The sequence below is a fragment of the Alkalispirillum mobile genome (assembly GCF_003664325.1).
Taxonomy (GTDB): domain Bacteria; phylum Pseudomonadota; class Gammaproteobacteria; order Nitrococcales; family Halorhodospiraceae; genus Alkalilimnicola; species Alkalilimnicola mobilis.
Map to the genome: position 1 here is coordinate 1,628,962 of NZ_RCDA01000001.1, position 15,818 is coordinate 1,644,779.

Annotated in this window: 10 protein-coding genes and 1 pseudogene; 7 read left to right on the plus strand and 4 right to left on the minus strand. The window is 64.6% G+C overall.

Annotated features, from left to right (window positions below):
* The first annotated feature begins 3 nt into the window (after positions 1 to 3).
* Genes DFR31_RS07760 through DFR31_RS07775 form a run of 4 tightly spaced genes read left to right on the plus strand, consistent with a single transcriptional unit; the run spans position 4 to position 5,732 of the window.
* Complete coding sequence (locus DFR31_RS07760; protein ID WP_121442019.1) at positions 4 to 1,914, plus strand: XrtA/PEP-CTERM system amidotransferase; 1,911 nt, start codon at positions 4 to 6, stop codon at positions 1,912 to 1,914.
* Positions 1,911 to 3,140 carry a TIGR04063 family PEP-CTERM/XrtA system glycosyltransferase gene (locus DFR31_RS07765; protein ID WP_121442020.1) on the plus strand — a complete coding sequence of 410 codons (1,230 nt, stop codon included), beginning with the start codon at positions 1,911 to 1,913 and terminating at the stop codon, positions 3,138 to 3,140. Before DFR31_RS07760 ends, DFR31_RS07765 begins: the two co-directional genes overlap by 4 nt.
* Positions 3,130 to 4,383 (plus strand): glycosyltransferase, encoded by a 1,254-nt coding sequence (locus DFR31_RS07770; RefSeq protein WP_121442021.1) that lies wholly within the window; start codon positions 3,130 to 3,132, stop codon positions 4,381 to 4,383. The genes DFR31_RS07765 and DFR31_RS07770 overlap by 11 nt, the downstream gene beginning before the upstream one ends.
* On the plus strand, positions 4,380 to 5,732 hold the full coding sequence (locus DFR31_RS07775) for a phenylacetate--CoA ligase family protein (protein WP_121442022.1): 1,353 nt from the start codon (positions 4,380 to 4,382) through the stop codon (positions 5,730 to 5,732). The genes DFR31_RS07770 and DFR31_RS07775 overlap by 4 nt, the downstream gene beginning before the upstream one ends.
* Here DFR31_RS07775 and DFR31_RS07780 read toward each other — a convergent pair.
* Positions 5,729 to 7,585 (minus strand): asparagine synthetase B family protein, encoded by a 1,857-nt coding sequence (locus DFR31_RS07780; RefSeq protein ID WP_121442023.1) that lies wholly within the window; start codon positions 7,583 to 7,585, stop codon positions 5,729 to 5,731. The two genes, DFR31_RS07775 and DFR31_RS07780, sit on opposite strands and share 4 nt — an antisense overlap.
* A 70-nt stretch (positions 7,586 to 7,655) precedes the next feature.
* On the opposite strand from DFR31_RS07780, the gene DFR31_RS07785 reads away from it, so the two are divergent.
* The 3 genes and pseudogenes from DFR31_RS07785 (at position 7,656) to DFR31_RS07795 (ending at position 9,711) form a co-directional block, all read left to right on the plus strand.
* Positions 7,656 to 7,910: an acyl carrier protein gene (locus DFR31_RS07785; RefSeq protein WP_121442024.1), complete on the plus strand. Its 255-nt coding sequence runs from the start codon at positions 7,656 to 7,658 to the stop codon at positions 7,908 to 7,910.
* Between the two features lie 13 nt (positions 7,911 to 7,923).
* A pseudogene (locus tag DFR31_RS07790) lies at positions 7,924 to 8,718 on the plus strand (hydrolase 2, exosortase A system-associated); the annotation flags it as partial.
* Positions 8,704 to 9,711: a glycosyltransferase gene (locus tag DFR31_RS07795; RefSeq protein ID WP_425452530.1), complete on the plus strand. Its 1,008-nt coding sequence runs from the start codon at positions 8,704 to 8,706 to the stop codon at positions 9,709 to 9,711. The pseudogene DFR31_RS07790 and the gene DFR31_RS07795, both read left to right, overlap by 15 nt.
* A gap of 58 nt (positions 9,712 to 9,769) precedes the next feature.
* On the opposite strand, the gene DFR31_RS07800 is transcribed toward DFR31_RS07795, so the two are convergent.
* The 3 genes from DFR31_RS07800 to DFR31_RS07815 all read right to left on the minus strand — a co-directional run bounded on the left by DFR31_RS07800 (position 9,770) and on the right by DFR31_RS07815 (position 15,650).
* Positions 9,770 to 11,224, minus strand: coding sequence for an oligosaccharide flippase family protein (locus DFR31_RS07800; protein ID WP_170153624.1), 1,455 nt, complete (start codon positions 11,222 to 11,224; stop codon positions 9,770 to 9,772).
* A 97-nt stretch (positions 11,225 to 11,321) separates the two neighbouring features.
* Positions 11,322 to 12,395, minus strand: a complete 1,074-nt coding sequence (locus DFR31_RS07805) for a phosphotransferase (RefSeq protein WP_170153625.1) — start codon at positions 12,393 to 12,395, stop codon at positions 11,322 to 11,324.
* Between the two features lie 1,845 nt (positions 12,396 to 14,240).
* Positions 14,241 to 15,650: a putative O-glycosylation ligase, exosortase A system-associated gene (locus tag DFR31_RS07815; RefSeq protein ID WP_121442028.1), complete on the minus strand. Its 1,410-nt coding sequence runs from the start codon at positions 15,648 to 15,650 to the stop codon at positions 14,241 to 14,243.
* Positions 15,651 to 15,818 lie beyond the last annotated feature (168 nt).

Here is a 15,818-nt window from a genome sequence, read left to right on the forward strand (position 1 = left end):
ACCATGTGCGGCATCACCGGTATCTTTGACCTGCAGGCGCAGCGCCCGATCGACCTCCCGCTGCTGGAGGCCATGAACCAGACCCAGTACCACCGCGGCCCGGACGAGGGCGGGGTGCACCACGAGCCCGGGCTGGGGTTCGCCCACCGCAGGCTGTCCATCATCGACCTGTCCAGCGGCCAGCAACCGCTGTTCAACGAGGACGGGTCCGTGGTGGTCACCTACAACGGCGAGATCTACAACTTCCCCGAGTTGACCCGGGAACTGCAGCGGGCCGGCCACACCTTCCGCACCCACTGCGACACCGAGGTGATCGTCCACGCCTGGGAGGAGTGGGGCGAGGCCTGCGTGGAGCGCTTTCGCGGCATGTTCGCCTTCGCCGTCTGGGACCGCAACCGCGAGACGCTCTTCCTGGCCCGCGACCGGCTCGGCATCAAGCCGCTCTACTACGCGGCGCTGCCGGACGGGCACCTGGTATTCGCCTCCGAGCTGAAGGCGTTGATGGCCCACCCGAACCTGCCCCGGCAACTGGACCCGTGCGCCGTGGAGGAGTACTTCGGCTTCGGCTACGTGCCGGAGCCGCGCAGCATCTTCGCCGGCGTGCACAAGCTGCCCCCCGGCCACGCCCTGACTGTGCGGCGGGGGCAGGGCGGGGTGCCCGCCAGCCGCTGTTACTGGGATGTGCCCTTCGCCCCCTTGCCGGCCATGGACGAGGCCGAAGCCGCCGAGGAACTGGTGCGCCGCCTGCGCGAGGCGGTGGAGATCCGCCTGGTGGCCGAGGTACCGCTGGGTGCGTTCCTCTCCGGCGGGGTGGACTCCAGCGCCGTGGTGGCCATGATGGCCGGCCTGTCCGATGATCCGGTCCGCACCTGCTCTATCGGTTTTGATGACCCGCGCTACGACGAGTCGGAGTACGCCCGGATGGTGGCCGAGCGCTACCACACCCGCCACCGGCTGGACCAGGTCAACCCCAACGATTTTGACCTGCTGGGCAAGCTGGGCACCCTCTACGACGAACCCTTCGCCGACAGCTCCGCCCTCCCCACCTACCGGGTCTGCGAGCAGGCCCGCAAACAGGTGGTAGTGGCACTGTCCGGCGATGGCGGCGACGAAAACCTGGCCGGCTACCGGCGCTACCGCCACCACCTGGGCGAAGAGCAGTTGCGCGGCCTGCTGCCCCTGGGCCTGCGCCGCGGGCTGTTCGGTGCGCTGGCACAAGTCTACCCCAAGGCCGACTGGGCGCCCCGGGTCTTCCGCGCAAAGGCCACCTTCCAGGCCCTGGCGCGGGACGCGGTGGAGGGCTATTTCCAGGGCGTCTCCATCCTGCGGGACGACCTGCGCCAACACCTGTTCTCGCCCGGCTTCCGCCGTGAACTGCAGGGCTACAGCGCCGTGGACGTGCTGCGCCGGCACGCGCCACAGGCACCCACCGACCACCCGCTGTCGCTGGTGCAGTACCTGGACATGAAGACCTACCTGCCGGGGGACATCCTGACCAAGGTGGACCGGGCCAGCATGGCCCACGCCCTGGAGGTGCGGGTGCCGATCCTGGACCACAAGCTGGTGGAGTGGATGTCCGGCCTGCCGCCGGAGATGAAGCTGAACGGCAGCGAGGGCAAGCACCTGCTCAAGAAGGCCATGGAGCCCCACCTGCCCCACGAGGTGCTATACCGGAAGAAGCGCGGCTTCGCGGTGCCGGTAGCGGAGTGGTTCCGCGGCCCGCTGCGGCAGAGGGTACACGACCAGGTGCTGGGGCCGCGCATCGGCGAGTCCGGCCTATTCGACATGGATTTCGTGCAACGACTGGTGGACGAACACACCCGCGGTGCCCGGGACCACAGCCCGGCGCTGTGGTCTCTGCTGATGTTCGACGAGTTCCTGGCCCGGAGCGGTGCTGACACGGCATGTCCATGAGAATACTGCATATACTTGATCACTCCATCCCACTGCACAGCGGCTACACCTTCCGCACCGCCGCCATCCTGCGCGAGCAGCACCGGCTGGGCTGGGAGACGGTACACCTGACCAGCCCGAAGCACGGGGCGGCCTCCGGCAACGGCACGGACACCGAGGAGTGGGCAGAAGGACTGTACTTCCACCGCACGCCGCACACCCCGCTACGGGTGCCCGGCCTGGGGGAATGGTCCCTGATGGATGCCCTAACCCGGCGCCTGCAACAGGTGGCCCAGGACAACCAGCCGGACGTGCTGCACGCCCATTCGCCGGCCCTGAACGCCATCCCCGCCCTGCGGGTGGGCCGGCGGCTGGGCATCCCGGTGGTCTACGAGGTGCGGGCCTTCTGGGAGGATGCCGCCGTGGACCACGGCACCAGCCGCGAGCAGGGGGTGCGCTACCGGCTCACCCGCGCCCTGGAGACCCACGCCCTGGCCCGGGCCGACCACGTCACCACCATCTGCGAAGGCCTGCGCGGCGATATCATCGGGCGCGGCATCGCCCCGGAGCGCGTCACCGTCATCCCCAACGCGGTGGATGCCGAGCGCTTCCGGCTGGGTGGCACCGCCGACCCGGCCCTTAAGGCGGAATTGGGCCTCGAGGGCTGCCGGGTGCTGGGCTTCATCGGCTCGTTTTACGCCTACGAAGGGCTGGACCTGCTGCTGCAGGCCTTCCCCCGCATCCATGAACAGGCCCCCGACGTCCGCATCCTGCTGGTGGGGGGTGGCAGCCAGGCGGAGGCCCTCAAGACCCAGGCCCGGGCGCTGGGCATCGCCGACCAGGTGGTCTTCACCGGCCGGGTGCCCCACGACCAGGTCAACCGCTACTACGACCTGGTGGACCTGCTGGTCTACCCGCGCCACTCCATGCGCCTGACCGAATTGGTCACGCCTCTCAAACCCTTGGAGGCCATGGCCCAGGGCCGGCTGCTGGTGGCCTCCGACGTGGGCGGCCACCGGGAGTTGATCCGCGATGGCGAGACGGGCTGGCTGTTCCGCGCCGGCGATCCAGCGGCGCTGGCCGACACCGTGCTGGCCACCCTTTCCCGGGAAGCCGACTGGCCGCAGGTCCGCGCCAATGGTCGCCGTTTCGTGGAGGAAGAGCGCAACTGGCCGGTGAGCGTTGCCCGCTACCAGGCCATCTACAACGGCCTGAGCGAGCGCAGGGAGGCCGCCCGTGCCGGCTGAGCGTCGCCCCCGCCTGGTGGTCTACACCCGTGTCTATCCCAACCGGGCGCAGCCCGGCATGGGGCTGTTCGTGCGCGAGCGCATGCGCCGCGTGGCCGAACACCTGGACCTGGAGGTGGTGGCACCGGTGCCCTGGTTTCCCTTTCAGAGGCTGCTGGGCCGGCTGCGCCCCCACTCCCGCGCGGCCGATGTGCCGCTGTTCGAGGAGCAGGACGGCATCCGGGTGCACCATCCGCGCTTCTTCTGCATCCCCGGGCTGCTCAAGTGGACCGACGGGTTCTTCCAGGCCCTGGGCAGCCTGCCGCTGATGCGGCAGCTAAAGCAAACCTTCGACTACGATGTCATCGACGCCCACTTCGTCTATCCCGACGGGGTGGCGGCGCGCTGGCTGTGCCGCTGGCTGAACCGCCCCTACACCATCACCCTGCGCGGCAGCCTGACCCGTTTCGAGGGCCAATCCGCTCACCGCCGACAGATCGACCGTGCTCTGCGCGACGCCGCCCACGTCTTCTCGGTGGCCGACTCGCTGCGCCAGGACGCCATCGCCTGGGGTCAGGGGCCAAACCACGTGCAAGTAGTGGGCAACGGCGTCGATCTGCAGCGGTTCTACCCGGAAGACCGGGCCAGCAGCCGGGCTCGCATGGGCCTGCCCGCTGACAGCCGACTGCTGGTCTCGGTGGGCGGGCTCACCGAGCGCAAGGGCTTCCACCGGGTGATCGCGGTGCTGCCCGACCTGCTGAGGCGCCACCCGGACCTGCACTTTGCCATCGCCGGCGGCGCCAGCCCCGAGGGCAACAACGAGTCAGAACTGCGCCAGCAGGTGGCTTCACTGGGGCTCGACGACCGGGTCCACTTTCTCGGCCAGGTGCCACCGGATGAACTGCGCCACGTCTACTCGGCGGGCGACCTGTTCGTCCTGGCCACCCGCTTCGAGGGCTGGGCCAACGTCTTTCTGGAGGCCAGCGCCTGCGGCCTGCCCATCGTCACCACCCGGGTGGGCGGCAATGCCGAGGTGGTGGGTTCCGAAAAGGTGGGCCTGCTGGTCCCCTACGGCGATGGTGACGCCCTGCGCGAGGCCATCGACCAGGCCCTGGCGCGCGACTGGGACCGCGAGGCCATCCTGGCCCACGCCCGCGCCAACGCCTGGCGGGCCCGCATCCCGCAACTGGTGGCCGCCTTCCAGGCCCTCCACGACGGCAGGACCCCGGCTGCCGTTCCGGCCCCCTCCTCCAGCGAGTCATGAGCGCCTGGACCCACCTGGTGGCCAGAGGCCTCTTCCCCCTGCACGAGCGACTGAAGGGCCACACCAGCGTCACCCAGCGCCGGGCCCTGGAGGCGAGCCAGTGGTGGCCGGCGGAGCAGCTGGCCGGGCTCCAGACGCAACGGCTGCAAGCCCTGTTGCGTGAGGTGGCCAGCCGGGTGCCCTATTACCGGCGGCTGTTCCAGGAGGAGGGCCTCACGCCGGAGCAGTTTGGCTCGCTCGAGGACCTGACCCGGCTGCCGGTCACGGACAAGGCATTGATCCGGGCACAAGGCCAGGACTGGCTGGCGGAGGGCGCCACCGGCCTGGTCCGACAGCAGACCAGCGGCTCCTCCGGAGAGCCACTGACCTTCTGGCTGAGCAAGGCGCGCATCAGCCTGGATATCGCCGCCAAGTGGCGCGCCACCCGCTGGTGGGACGTGGATATCGGCGACCGCGAGCTGGTGCTCTGGGGCTCGGCGGTGGAGAACCAGGCCCAGGACCGGGTCCGGGCCTGGCGCGACCGGCTGATGCGCTCCCGGCTGGTGCCGGCGCAGGCGCTGGACGGGCCGGGCCTGGACGGGGTCATCGATCAGATTCGCCGGTTCCGCCCGCGCATGCTCTTCGGCTACCCCTCGGCGCTGGCCCGGGTGGCCTGGCGGGCGCGGGAGCAGGACCAGCGGCTGGGTGATCTGGGCATCCGCGTGGCTTTCACCACCTCGGAGGTGCTGCGCCCGGAGTGGCGCGGGGTGATCGGCGAGGTGATGGGCTGCGGCGTGGCCAACGAGTACGGCGCCCGGGACGCCGGTTTCATTGCCCGGGAATGCCCGGCGGGGGGGCTGCACATCAGCGCCGAGTACCTGATTGTCGAGGTGCTGGACGACACCGACCAACCGGTCGCCCCCGGCGAAACCGGCCATATCGTGGTCACTAACCTGGCCGGGCCCGAGTTCCCCTTCATCCGCTACCGCACCGGCGACAGAGGTGCACTCGACCCTACCCCCTGCCCCTGCGGGCGCGCGCTGCCCCGGCTGAGCCGCCTGGAGGGCCGGTCCAACGACGGCCTGCTGGCCTGGAACGGCGCCTGGGTGCACGGCAGTCGCTTCAACTACCTGCTGCGGGAGATCCAAGGGCTGCGGGCCTACAAGATCGTCCAGCACCGACGCGATGCGGTGGAGGTGCTGCTGAGCGCCGACCCGCCCCCCGACGAGGGGTTCGAGCAGCGGTTGCGGACCGCCTTTGCGGACGCCCTGGGGCCGGAGGTGGCTGTCACCCTGCGCCGGGTGGACACGGTGCCACCGGAGCCCAACGGCAAGCACCGCCACGTGGTCTGCCGGGTAGAGAGCACCTAGGCCTGAGCAGCCCGGGGCAACCGGACCGAGCTGTCGGCCGGATGCGCCTCCAGCCACAAATCCAGCATCATCAGGATCCAGACGAAATCGCCGTAGTAGGCGGAGTGGCCCTCCCGGTGTAGCCGGATCAGCTCATCGATGAAGGCCGGGCGCAGGAAGCCCTGCCCCTTGAGGCGCAGCAGGCTGTCGTAGGCCATCTCCCGCAGCGGGGCGTGCTCGTGCATCCAGACCCCGAAGGGCAGGCCAAAGCCGTGTTTCTTCTTGTCGATGATCTCGGCGGGCAGAAAACCGGACAGCGCCTCCTTGTAGAAGTGGCGCAGACGCCCCTTTTGCAGCTTCAGTGTTGAGGGGACCCGGCAGGAGAACTCGACCAGGTCATCGTCCAGCATGGGGTAGGCCACGTCGAGCCCGGCCAGTTGCACCATCCGGCTCACCTTGCGCAGGTCGTTGTCCGCCAGGGTCTGCTGCCAGTCCAGATACATCATGCGGTTGAGGCTGGTAGCCTCCGCCGGACGGTGGTAGATGTCGCGCATCAGCCCCCAGGGGGCGTCCCGGTCGATGGCGGCAAGGAAGTCCGGCGCCAGCATGTCCTCCACCGCCAGCCGGTGCAGGTAGTTATAGGTCTGCATGCGGTCGGGCAGGGGGATGCGGGCCTGCTCCACGTAGCTGCGCGCCTTGCCCAGCACCGGCAGCCCCCGCGGCAGGGTAGTGAACAGGGGCTCCAGGGCGCGGCGGGCGGCCTCCGGCAAGCGGCCCCAGTGCTCGAACACGCCCTGTTTGGCGTAACGGGCGTTACCGGCGAACAGCTCATCCCCACCATCGCCGGCGAGCATGCGGGTCACGCCCTGATCGGCGGCCACCCGGGCGCAGAAATAGGCGGGCAGGGCCGAGGAATTGCCGAAGGGCTCGTCGTAGCTGGCCGCGATCAGCGGCACCGCCTCCACCACGTCCTCGGGAGTCACGTAATACTCGTGGGCGCGGGTGCCGAAATGGTGGGCAGCGATGCGCGCATAGGGCAGCTCATCGTAACCCTCGGCGTGAAAGCCGATGCTGAAGGTATCGGCCTCGCCCGGGCGCACGTCGGCGAGCATGCCGGCGACGGTAGAGCTGTCCAGCCCCCCGCTGAGGAAGGCACCCGGCCGATCCACGTCGGCCCGCCGGCGCACCGACTCACGCAGCCGCCCACGCAGTTCCTCGCCCAGCGCCGACTCGTCAGCGGCGTCAGGCTCGTCGAATCGGGGTTGCCAGTGGGGACGGACCTGCACCTCGCCGGCCTCCGCCTCAAGACAGTGGGCGCCCTGCAACTTGGCCAAGCCGGGAAAGAGGCTCACCGGCGCCGGCAGCATGTGGAAGAACAGGTAGTGGTAGAGCCCCTCCGCGGTCGGGGTGCGGGACAAGCCCGGGTGGGCCAACACGCTGTCCGCCGTGCTGCCGAAGACCACCCCGCCGGGGATGCGGGCGTAGTGCAGCGGCTGCTGCCCGATCCGGTCCACGCCGGCCAGCACGCGCCCCTGTGCGGTGTCGATCACCACCAGGGCGAAGTCCCCGCCCAGCCGGTCGAACAGCCCCGCCCCATACTGCTGCCAGGCATGGAGCAGGGCACGGGCGTGATCCTTCGCGGCGGCATACTCGGCCAGCTCGCGGTCGCGCCAGAAGGGGTGACCGACCAGCGCCGCGATCCGGCCCTGATCGTCCTCTACCAGCCAGCCGTCCCGGACCAGGCAGGCGGCACGCGGGTTGGCCCGGTGCTGGGTGCCGGCCCCGTGGCGTGCCGCCAGGCTCTCTGCCCTCTCACGAATGTCGCGCCCGTCCTGTCCGCCGCCCGTGCTCAGCCAGCCGCAAAGTCCCGCCATTTGGTCATCCATTCCTCAAGTCAGCTGCTACAATTCGATGTGTTTCACACACCTCGGAGGTAACTGTTTCATGTCAAGTCTAGACCAGGTCAGGGATATCCTGGACAGCGCACTCAGCCTGAACGGCCGGGCCCAATCCTTCGACCGCGACACCGTGCTGCTGGGGGACCTTCCGGAGCTGGACTCGATGGCGGTGGTGTCCGTCATCACCGAGCTGGAACAACGCTTTGGCATCGTGGTGGAGGATGACGATGTCAGCGCCGAAACCTTCGAGACCGTGGGCGCCCTCTGCGACTTCGTGGAATCGAAGCTGGAAGAGGCCTGAGGGTCCCCGCTGCATGGAAGCCGGATTTCTGGACGGCACCCAGGGGCCGCTTTTTCATGTCCTCCACCCACCGAGAACGGCCGAGGCCAAGGGCTGTGTGCTCTATGTGCCCCCCTTCGCCGAGGAGCTGAACAAATCCCGCCGCATGGTGGCGGAGCAGGCGCGCAGGCTGGCGGCTGCCGGCTACGCCGTGCTGCTGCCCGACCTTTACGGCTGTGGCGACAGCGGCGGCGACTTGCCGGAAGCCCGCTGGGACGGGTGGCTGGATGATCTCCGTCTCTGCGCGGAGACGCTCTGTGAACGCTTTCCCGCCCCCCTGTATCTGTGGGGCCTGCGCACAGGGTGCCTGCTGGCCGGGGCGCTGGCTCAGGGCCTGCAGGTGCCGCCCGCGGGGCTCGTCTACTGGCAACCGGTCAGCAACGGCAAGCTCTTTCTGACTCAGTTTCTGCGTCTGCGCATGGCGGCCGGCATGATGGGCGGGGACCGGGAGACCACGACCGAACTGCGCAACCGCCTGGGCGCTGGCGAGACCCTGGAGATCGCCGGCTACGCCCTCACGCCCCACATGGCCCAGGCGCTGGAAGCCGCGCGCCTGTCGTCACCGCCGCAGGACACCCCGGTGCACTGGCTGGAGGTGATGCAAGGCGACGCCCCGCAACTCCCGCCCGCCAGCCAGCGGAAGGTGGATGACTGGCGGGAGGCCGGCGCCAACGTGCACGCCACGGTGGTGTCCGGCGAACCCTTCTGGTCCACGCAGGAGATCCGCACCGTACCCGCCCTGTGGCAAAAGACCCTGGGGTGCCTACAGCGCGGGTCGGAGCGGGCGGTCGCGGGTACCAGCCCGACGACACAACCGCTGGTCTCTGTGATCATGCCGGCGTTCAATGCCGCTGCCTACATCGAAGAGGCCATCGATAGCATTCTGGCGCAGGATTATCCAAACAAGGAACTGATCGTCATCGACGACGGCTCCAGCGACGACACCGTGGCCCGGGTACAAGCCTACGGCGACCGGGTTCGGCTGCTCACCCAGGCCAACCAGGGCTCAGCGGTGGCGCGCAATCAGGGCCTGGATGCCGCCCAAGGGGCGTACATCGCCTTTCTCGACTCCGACGACGTGTGGCTGCCGGGCAAACTGACGGCGCAGGTGGGCTACCTGGAGGCGCATCCGGAGATCGGGATGATCTACTCCGAATGGCTACCGTGGAAGCCGAACGAGAGCGGCCATTTCCCAGCGCCAGAAAACATGGTGCCCAACCTGGCCGCAGACCTACCGCCCCCAGAGCAGCTGCCGATCGTGCCCGAGGGCTCTGGATGGCTCTACAACCGGCTGCTTTTCGGCTCGTTACTGCATACCATCACTGTCATGGCTCGGCGCAGCCTCATCGAAAAGGTGGGACGGTTTGATCCCGAGCTAAAGCGGGGGCAGGACTATGATTACTGGTTGCGCGCCTCGCGGCAGACTGAAATCCGCCAGATAGACCGGATTTTTGCCCTCTACCGCCTGCACGGCGGCGGGTGCATCAACCAGTGGCCAGACGTCAATTATGAGCAGCTGGTGGTGGAGAAAGCGCTCGCTCGCTGGGGCCTCGAGGGGCCGGACGGGGGCCGTTCGGACTGGACCGCGGTACAGCGGCGCCTGGCCTACGCCTGCTTTAATTTCGGCTATCATCACTACTGGCAGGGCCATCCGAAACTAGCCAGGCGGGCATTCCTCACTGCGCTCTCCAAACACCCACTACATCTCCCCAGTTGGCGCTACGCGGGGCTCAGTATGATCAAGTCCATGGTGCGAGGCTAGACTGCCCCGCATCACCCCCTCTAAGCCCTAATCGACCTCCGGTTTATTCTGGGGCCCCTTATTTTGATGACCACCGCAAACGCGCCCCAATCGGCTCGAGCGCCCTCAAGATGCGATAGAGTTCCGACTTCATCGGATGGTCTAGAAGGTGCACTCCCACCACCCAGCCCACCACGGCTAAGCTCCCACCCGCCATCAAGACAATCACCCTAGGCACGGCCTCGCGCCCCACCTCATCCACCAGGAACATAATCATCACCGGCCCCAGCACAGAATAGGCGACCAGCAGCAACGCGGGCGCAACGAAGGTGAACAAACGCCGAAAGCCAAGTCCGAAGGCCCGCTTCAAGGCCATTTGCGAGAATACCGCTTGGGCGAGAAAAGCAATGACCAACAACGCAACGACTTGCTCCAACTCCAACCATAAGGAAGTCATCAGCACCAGAATGCGCACCGACTGGATGGCTATTTCTGTGTTTAGCACCAGGCCCACACGACCCACTGCGGTAAGCGAGGAGTTATAGAGCGAATAAGGGGTCACGATGATGGCGTAGGCCGTGATCATGGCAGCCATTGGCACCGAACGCTCCCACTGGGGGCCGAAAAGGAATAGAATCAATGGTTCGGAGAGCACAGCCAATACGCCTAATACAGGCGCTACAACCGCAACCATGTAGTTCATGGTCTGTCCGTAAAGCTGAGCAGCATCCCCCCCTTGCCGGACGCTCTTGGCAAAAACCGGGAAGTGGACCCCCTTGACTAATCGTGTCACCCGCCCGACTAACATCCGCCGCAGCCCTACAGCGCGACTATAAAAACCCACCTCAGAAAAACCTAGCGTGCGACCGAAAATCAAGTCGGGTGCGCTTCGCCCCATTTCATTCACTATGCCAGAGAGACTGACAATGGAACCAAAACGCACTACTGCTGAGAGACCGGATAGCCCAGGTAGAATCCAGACCTGGCCAGGCCTGAAGTAATTCAGCATGATTACCTTCGAAACATGCTGTGCAATAGACCCCCAGACCATACTTAAGTAGCTTTCACCCATCCAGGCGGCACTAATGGTGACGGCCGCATTCACGAATGCCCCCGCACCATGCACGATGGCCAACTTGTCGAATTCCAGTTCTCGGCGCAGCAAGGACAGCAGCGGCGTGCCAAAGGGCATGATCAGAAAATTGAAGGCCAGCAGAGACAAGACCTCGGCTACGCCCGGGTGTCCGTAAAATGAGGCCATGGGGGTACTGATCAAAAACAGCGCTAGCGCGATGGCCCACGAGGTAATCAGTGCAACCGAGAATGCAGCCCGAAACTCCCGTTCGCCCACGCGTTTCGCTTGGATGAGGTACTGCCCGACACCAAACTCACGGAATAAATGGGCAAAGCCAAGGATGGCCACTGACACCGAGAAGATGCCGATCTCCTCGGGCGTCAGCAGGCGGGAGACGACCACGACGCTGATAAAGCCGAAGATAAACGCCGCCATCTGGGCGATGGCGCTTACGCCCAAGCCCCGTCTGACATTCATAGGACTGTCGGTCTACCTTGGGTGCACCGACCGGAAAGTGGCCCCCAGAAACTAACCACCCCTGGTGAGTCGCCCCGGGTCATGCCGGCAATGCCTTCTGAAGATCACGAATGGCGGCGTAGATCTGACAGTGCCGGCTGATGCGGCGATGCCACGTTGTTGGCCGCTTCGGCACCAACGAGAGAAGTCGGGCGACCCGGTAGTTGACGAAGAGTAGCCGCAATACCGGTGAGGCACTCCAAAACCCCACGTAGCTCAGAGTCGGATCATACCCCTTCAAAAAGGCATCGATCAGTTGGCGATGCTGACGACCAACAGAACGCTGCGCCCAGGTTTCCACCTGAAAGACAAAGTAGCTCAAGTCGAACAAAGGCTCTCCCCAGCCTGCGCTGACAAAATCCAGGCCGACAACTCCATCACCGTCCAGCAATAGGTTGCCAGGAAAGAAGTCACCGTGTACGGCGCAGGTACGGCCATTCAGTGTTTCTGCCTGTTCACATTGCCTTGCAACGTAGGCACGAACCCCTTCCCAATCACAGCGCAGCAAGGGCTTGTAATGAGTGTCGAGTAGCGCAGTAATACGCTCCAGCGTCATATCGGCAAGTCGATGAATATCCCTTTTGGGGGGCGGTTTTTCTCCAGCTGCCGCACCGGGATAATAGTCATCCGTTGTCTCTTGGAACCGACGCAGCCACTGTCCGCAGGCTCGGAAGCTATGCATCAGGTCATCCCCCACATCCGCCCGCCTTGCGAAGCGGGGGACTGCCAAGAGCTTATCGTGCAAACGGACACCTGGCGTATGCCGGGTTACAATGAGACGCTGCTCCGGAAAGGAGAACAAGGGCGGGGGCACACGGAAACGGCTATCCCCTGAAAAAGCCTGATAAACACGGCAGTTCAAGTCATAATCGCGGATGATGAGCCGCCGTTTCAGGTCTTCCTTGGCCGGGTTGGCGTGCAGCACTTTGGCCCATAAGTCCTCCTGCTCACCGTTGGGGAACACGACTCTATAACGGGCAACGAATGAACTTTGCCTACGCTGCCGCCGAACACGCTCGATATGCTGCGGCTCTCCGAGGGAGCGTTCTGAGAGACCGACTCTGAGGGACGCTACTACGGATTCTTCATCAAACTGTTCCGCGCTGCTCTTCATGGATGGTGTGCCCATATCCTCTGGTTAACTGCCTTGTTATCCCTCGCTGATAGCCCCAAGACGAATCACCAGGCCAATACCAGGCGCTGGCGGTAAGCACCGGGGGGTAGCACAGCCGGTCTCATTGCACAGCCGACAGCATGACCAATGGCGGCGTCCACAGGCACCTCGTCTACGTCCTGCTTGGCATCGTGGAAGGGTGCTTCCCCCTGGGCGGGACCGATCCGGGAAAAGGAAATCTCACGCTGCGCGGGCGGATGGATCGCCACTAGGGCGTGCCCCCCCGGATTCAAATACTCAACGGGCCGACTCTCGCCCTGGTGTAACACCAATTCTTGAGCGACACGTCGTGATGTCCGAGCGACTGAAAACGTCAAACGAGCGCTTAGTGCATAATTCTTTCCCCTTCGTAACGCCGAGCGTCGCCCCTGGTTGCCCCCTAACCGCCAATCTACCGCTGTGAAGAAGCGCTGCCAGAACGTGATGGGCTCTGGGCGTAGCAGGGCAGTCGCAACCCCCTCCAACACCACCTGCACACCGCTGTCATCCTCTCGCACAGAAATCAGGGCATAGTCCGTTAATCCCCAGAGTTCGCCCTGTACGCGAAAGACCGGCGTCCAACCCAACATAGCAGGCCGGGCCAACAAATCATCCCGGGCAATCCTCAGGGTGGGCGGGCAGAGGACACGGCGCTCGCAGTTGACGTGGAACGGTACCCCGCCAGCGTAACGGAGCTCGGCGTGAGTCCGGCTGAAGGCCTGTGGGGTTTGCCCCCTGGTCGACAGGAACACTCTCAGCCCATCGTGGCCCTTAATGCACATCAGCCCTGCCTCTTGATCCTGACCCACCGCCTTATCATGATCGGGCCACCGTATGTCGGAAAGGCCGGGGCGGTTATCTCCCGATACGCGCATAAACTCAGCCCAAGCGAGGATTGCGGCGGCCCAGGCGTTGTACACCGAGAGATACATGTAATTGTCCCAGCCCGACTGGCCGGCACTCTCCCCATCTGCCGGGGTCAACCCTATTAGGCCGTCCGAACGACGCTGGGCCTCCCAGCGCGCCAAAACGCCATCCAGCACCTGGCCAGCACCCGTAGGCCGACTTTCCGTCCCTTGGACCCCCAACAATCGGAGGCTTGCCACCAAACAAGCATCGCCGAATAGAGAATGAGTGCTTCGCCCGTAGCCGCCGGCGTGACCAGCGCCATCCCAATAGGACAACGCCCAGTCAAGCATGCGCTGCAGGGCTTGGGAAAGCTTGCTCGAATCTACAAAGCAGGCCGCCACTGTGGTCACAAACAGGGCCTTGTGGTGATAGGCAATGGGGGTCGCCCCCAGAGTCCCCTTTTGCGGGCGGGCGGGGAAATCGATAAACCCCCCGGCGGATGTCAGCCATCGATCCAAGCTGGACAGCAGATTATCCAGCGCCCTTTGCCGGCGCCATGTGGTTTCTGCCTCGATCAGTTGGCACAGTTGAGCAAGTAGCCGCCAGTTGTTGGAAGGATAATGCCTCTGCAGGCGACAACGATTCCGGCCCGCGAGCAAGGCGCGGCCACTTCCGACCTCCCTAGCGGCAGGCACTCCTGCGATAAGGTTGAGAAGGAAACGATTGAACGGCGCGTGGCCGATACGCCCCTGGGCCAAGCCAAGCCAGGCCCCGAGCGGCTCCTGCCACATTGGATCGGGACCGCCCCGGCTTAGCAACAAGGCCAGGGCGGCACTGGTATTGCCGTAATGGTCTGGCGGAGTAGGGCCAGCACGCAACGGGTCCCAGAGCCCCACGCCAGGCCGGACCTGTTCACGGAGGGCATCGGTCAACAAATCCTGGCAACGGCTGAATCGCTCAACCATGGTCAGCGCTGCGGTTCACTGTACGTGGTGCCAGACCGGTTGGCGAAACACCATTGGCAGCGGGCCAGGGCTGACGTGCAGAGCGCGCTTCTTCCTGGGCGGTTTCCGTTTGCGGTGCCTCCTCCAGTTCACGCCGCATGATCACCGTCAGCGCAATAAAGGCATACAACAGATTGAAATAAGCCACATCCAGGAAGGCGCCTGCAACTAGATACCCGATCAACCCAACCTGTATTGCCCAAGCGTATTCCGCGAGCCAGATTTGCCCCGTTTTCCTGCGTGCCGTTCGTCGTATTCGATTCAGGGTCATGAAGGTGAACCCCATCAATAGCAGGAAAACTGCCAGCCCCCCAAAACCGTGCTGTGCCATCAGCCCGAAATAGACGCTATGCGGCGACAGAACATGACGCCAATGGCCTTCAAACTCTGCGTATTGAATCCACCAGTCGTACCCCAGGACACTGTAACGGAAGCCCTTTCCTGTTATCGGGCTCTCCTTGGCCATGTTCCAGCTAACCCCCCAGGACTGGATCCGCTGCATAGCTGAGGTGTCTTCCTCATAGGTCTGGATGGTCTGCCACCGGTCCATCAAGCGGTCGGGTACAGTAAGGCCCACCACACTAATCGCAACAAACCCGGTCACCACCAAAAGCCATTTCTTCTTCATGTTAATAAAGAGGAAGGGTGCAATGGCCAGCACGCCAACCAGCGCGCCACGTGAATAAGTCGCCAGGGTGGCAATTGCAGTGAGCCAAAAGACCCCGTACACCCCCCAACCGATGGGCCTGGAAAATCGCTGAATAATCGGATAGCCCAAATCAACCCATTTTTGGTGAAACATTCGGGCCGTCACCAGTATCATCGGCAACACCATCAGCATCGCTATCCCAATGTAGGTGTTACCCGAAAGAAATGAATCCCTAGGGCCTAGCACATGATAATTACCCCCGGTAGAAATAGTAAATATGCCCCCCTTAAAACCGTAAAACGCAATAGAGAAGGTTATGACCAACAGCACCCAAACGATCCGTTTCTGGCCATGAATAAGCATTGGGGTTACGAAGGTGATCAGCAGAATCTTGACGAAGTGCTGCCAAAAGCCCCAGGCACCACTGGAGTTGACCGCGAAGTAACTGGTCATGGTCACGTAGGCAAGGAAAAGGAACAGCATGACCATCTCGCGGGTAAGCGGGAGCGGTCGCCGGTCCTTGGCCAACAAGAGGGCTACCAGCGTCGTGCCGCCGATCACTGTGGCAATCGGGAAGGTGCGCATGAACGTCCAAGTCAGGCTATGCGGCACCATCAGGCCGACCCAGAACCATGCCGGAATGCCCACCCAAGGCCTCGCCAAGATGATGGGGACGAGAACCATTATGATCAAAAAGAGGGTGTAATCGCGCATCTCTAAAGTTTTTTACTTGTCCGAATGGCCCCCACCAGGTACTGGGCCCGTGGTGCTGACTGGCAAACGCTGTGAAGCATGCCACCCTTAAGACTAGTCAACACATGAGGAGTGTGACCGCCCGGAAGACCTTGCAGGCGCTCGAGTACGCCAGCAGGGTAGTCCGGA

Excerpts from the sequence above, each read along its gene's own strand:
- DFR31_RS07775 (WP_121442022.1), top strand. The coding sequence starts at position 4,380 with ATGAGCGCCTGGACCCACCTGGTGGCCAGAGGCCTCTTCCCCCTGCAC.
- DFR31_RS07765 (WP_121442020.1), top strand. The coding sequence starts at position 1,911 with ATGAGAATACTGCATATACTTGATCACTCCATCCCACTGCACAGCGGC.
- DFR31_RS07760 (WP_121442019.1), top strand. The coding sequence starts at position 4 with ATGTGCGGCATCACCGGTATCTTTGACCTGCAGGCGCAGCGCCCGATC.
- DFR31_RS07785 (WP_121442024.1), top strand. The coding sequence starts at position 7,656 with ATGTCAAGTCTAGACCAGGTCAGGGATATCCTGGACAGCGCACTCAGC.
- DFR31_RS07780 (WP_121442023.1), bottom strand. The coding sequence starts at position 7,585 with ATGGCGGGACTTTGCGGCTGGCTGAGCACGGGCGGCGGACAGGACGGG.
- DFR31_RS07805 (WP_170153625.1), bottom strand. The coding sequence starts at position 12,395 with ATGAAGAGCAGCGCGGAACAGTTTGATGAAGAATCCGTAGTAGCGTCC.
- DFR31_RS07815 (WP_121442028.1), bottom strand. The coding sequence starts at position 15,650 with ATGCGCGATTACACCCTCTTTTTGATCATAATGGTTCTCGTCCCCATC.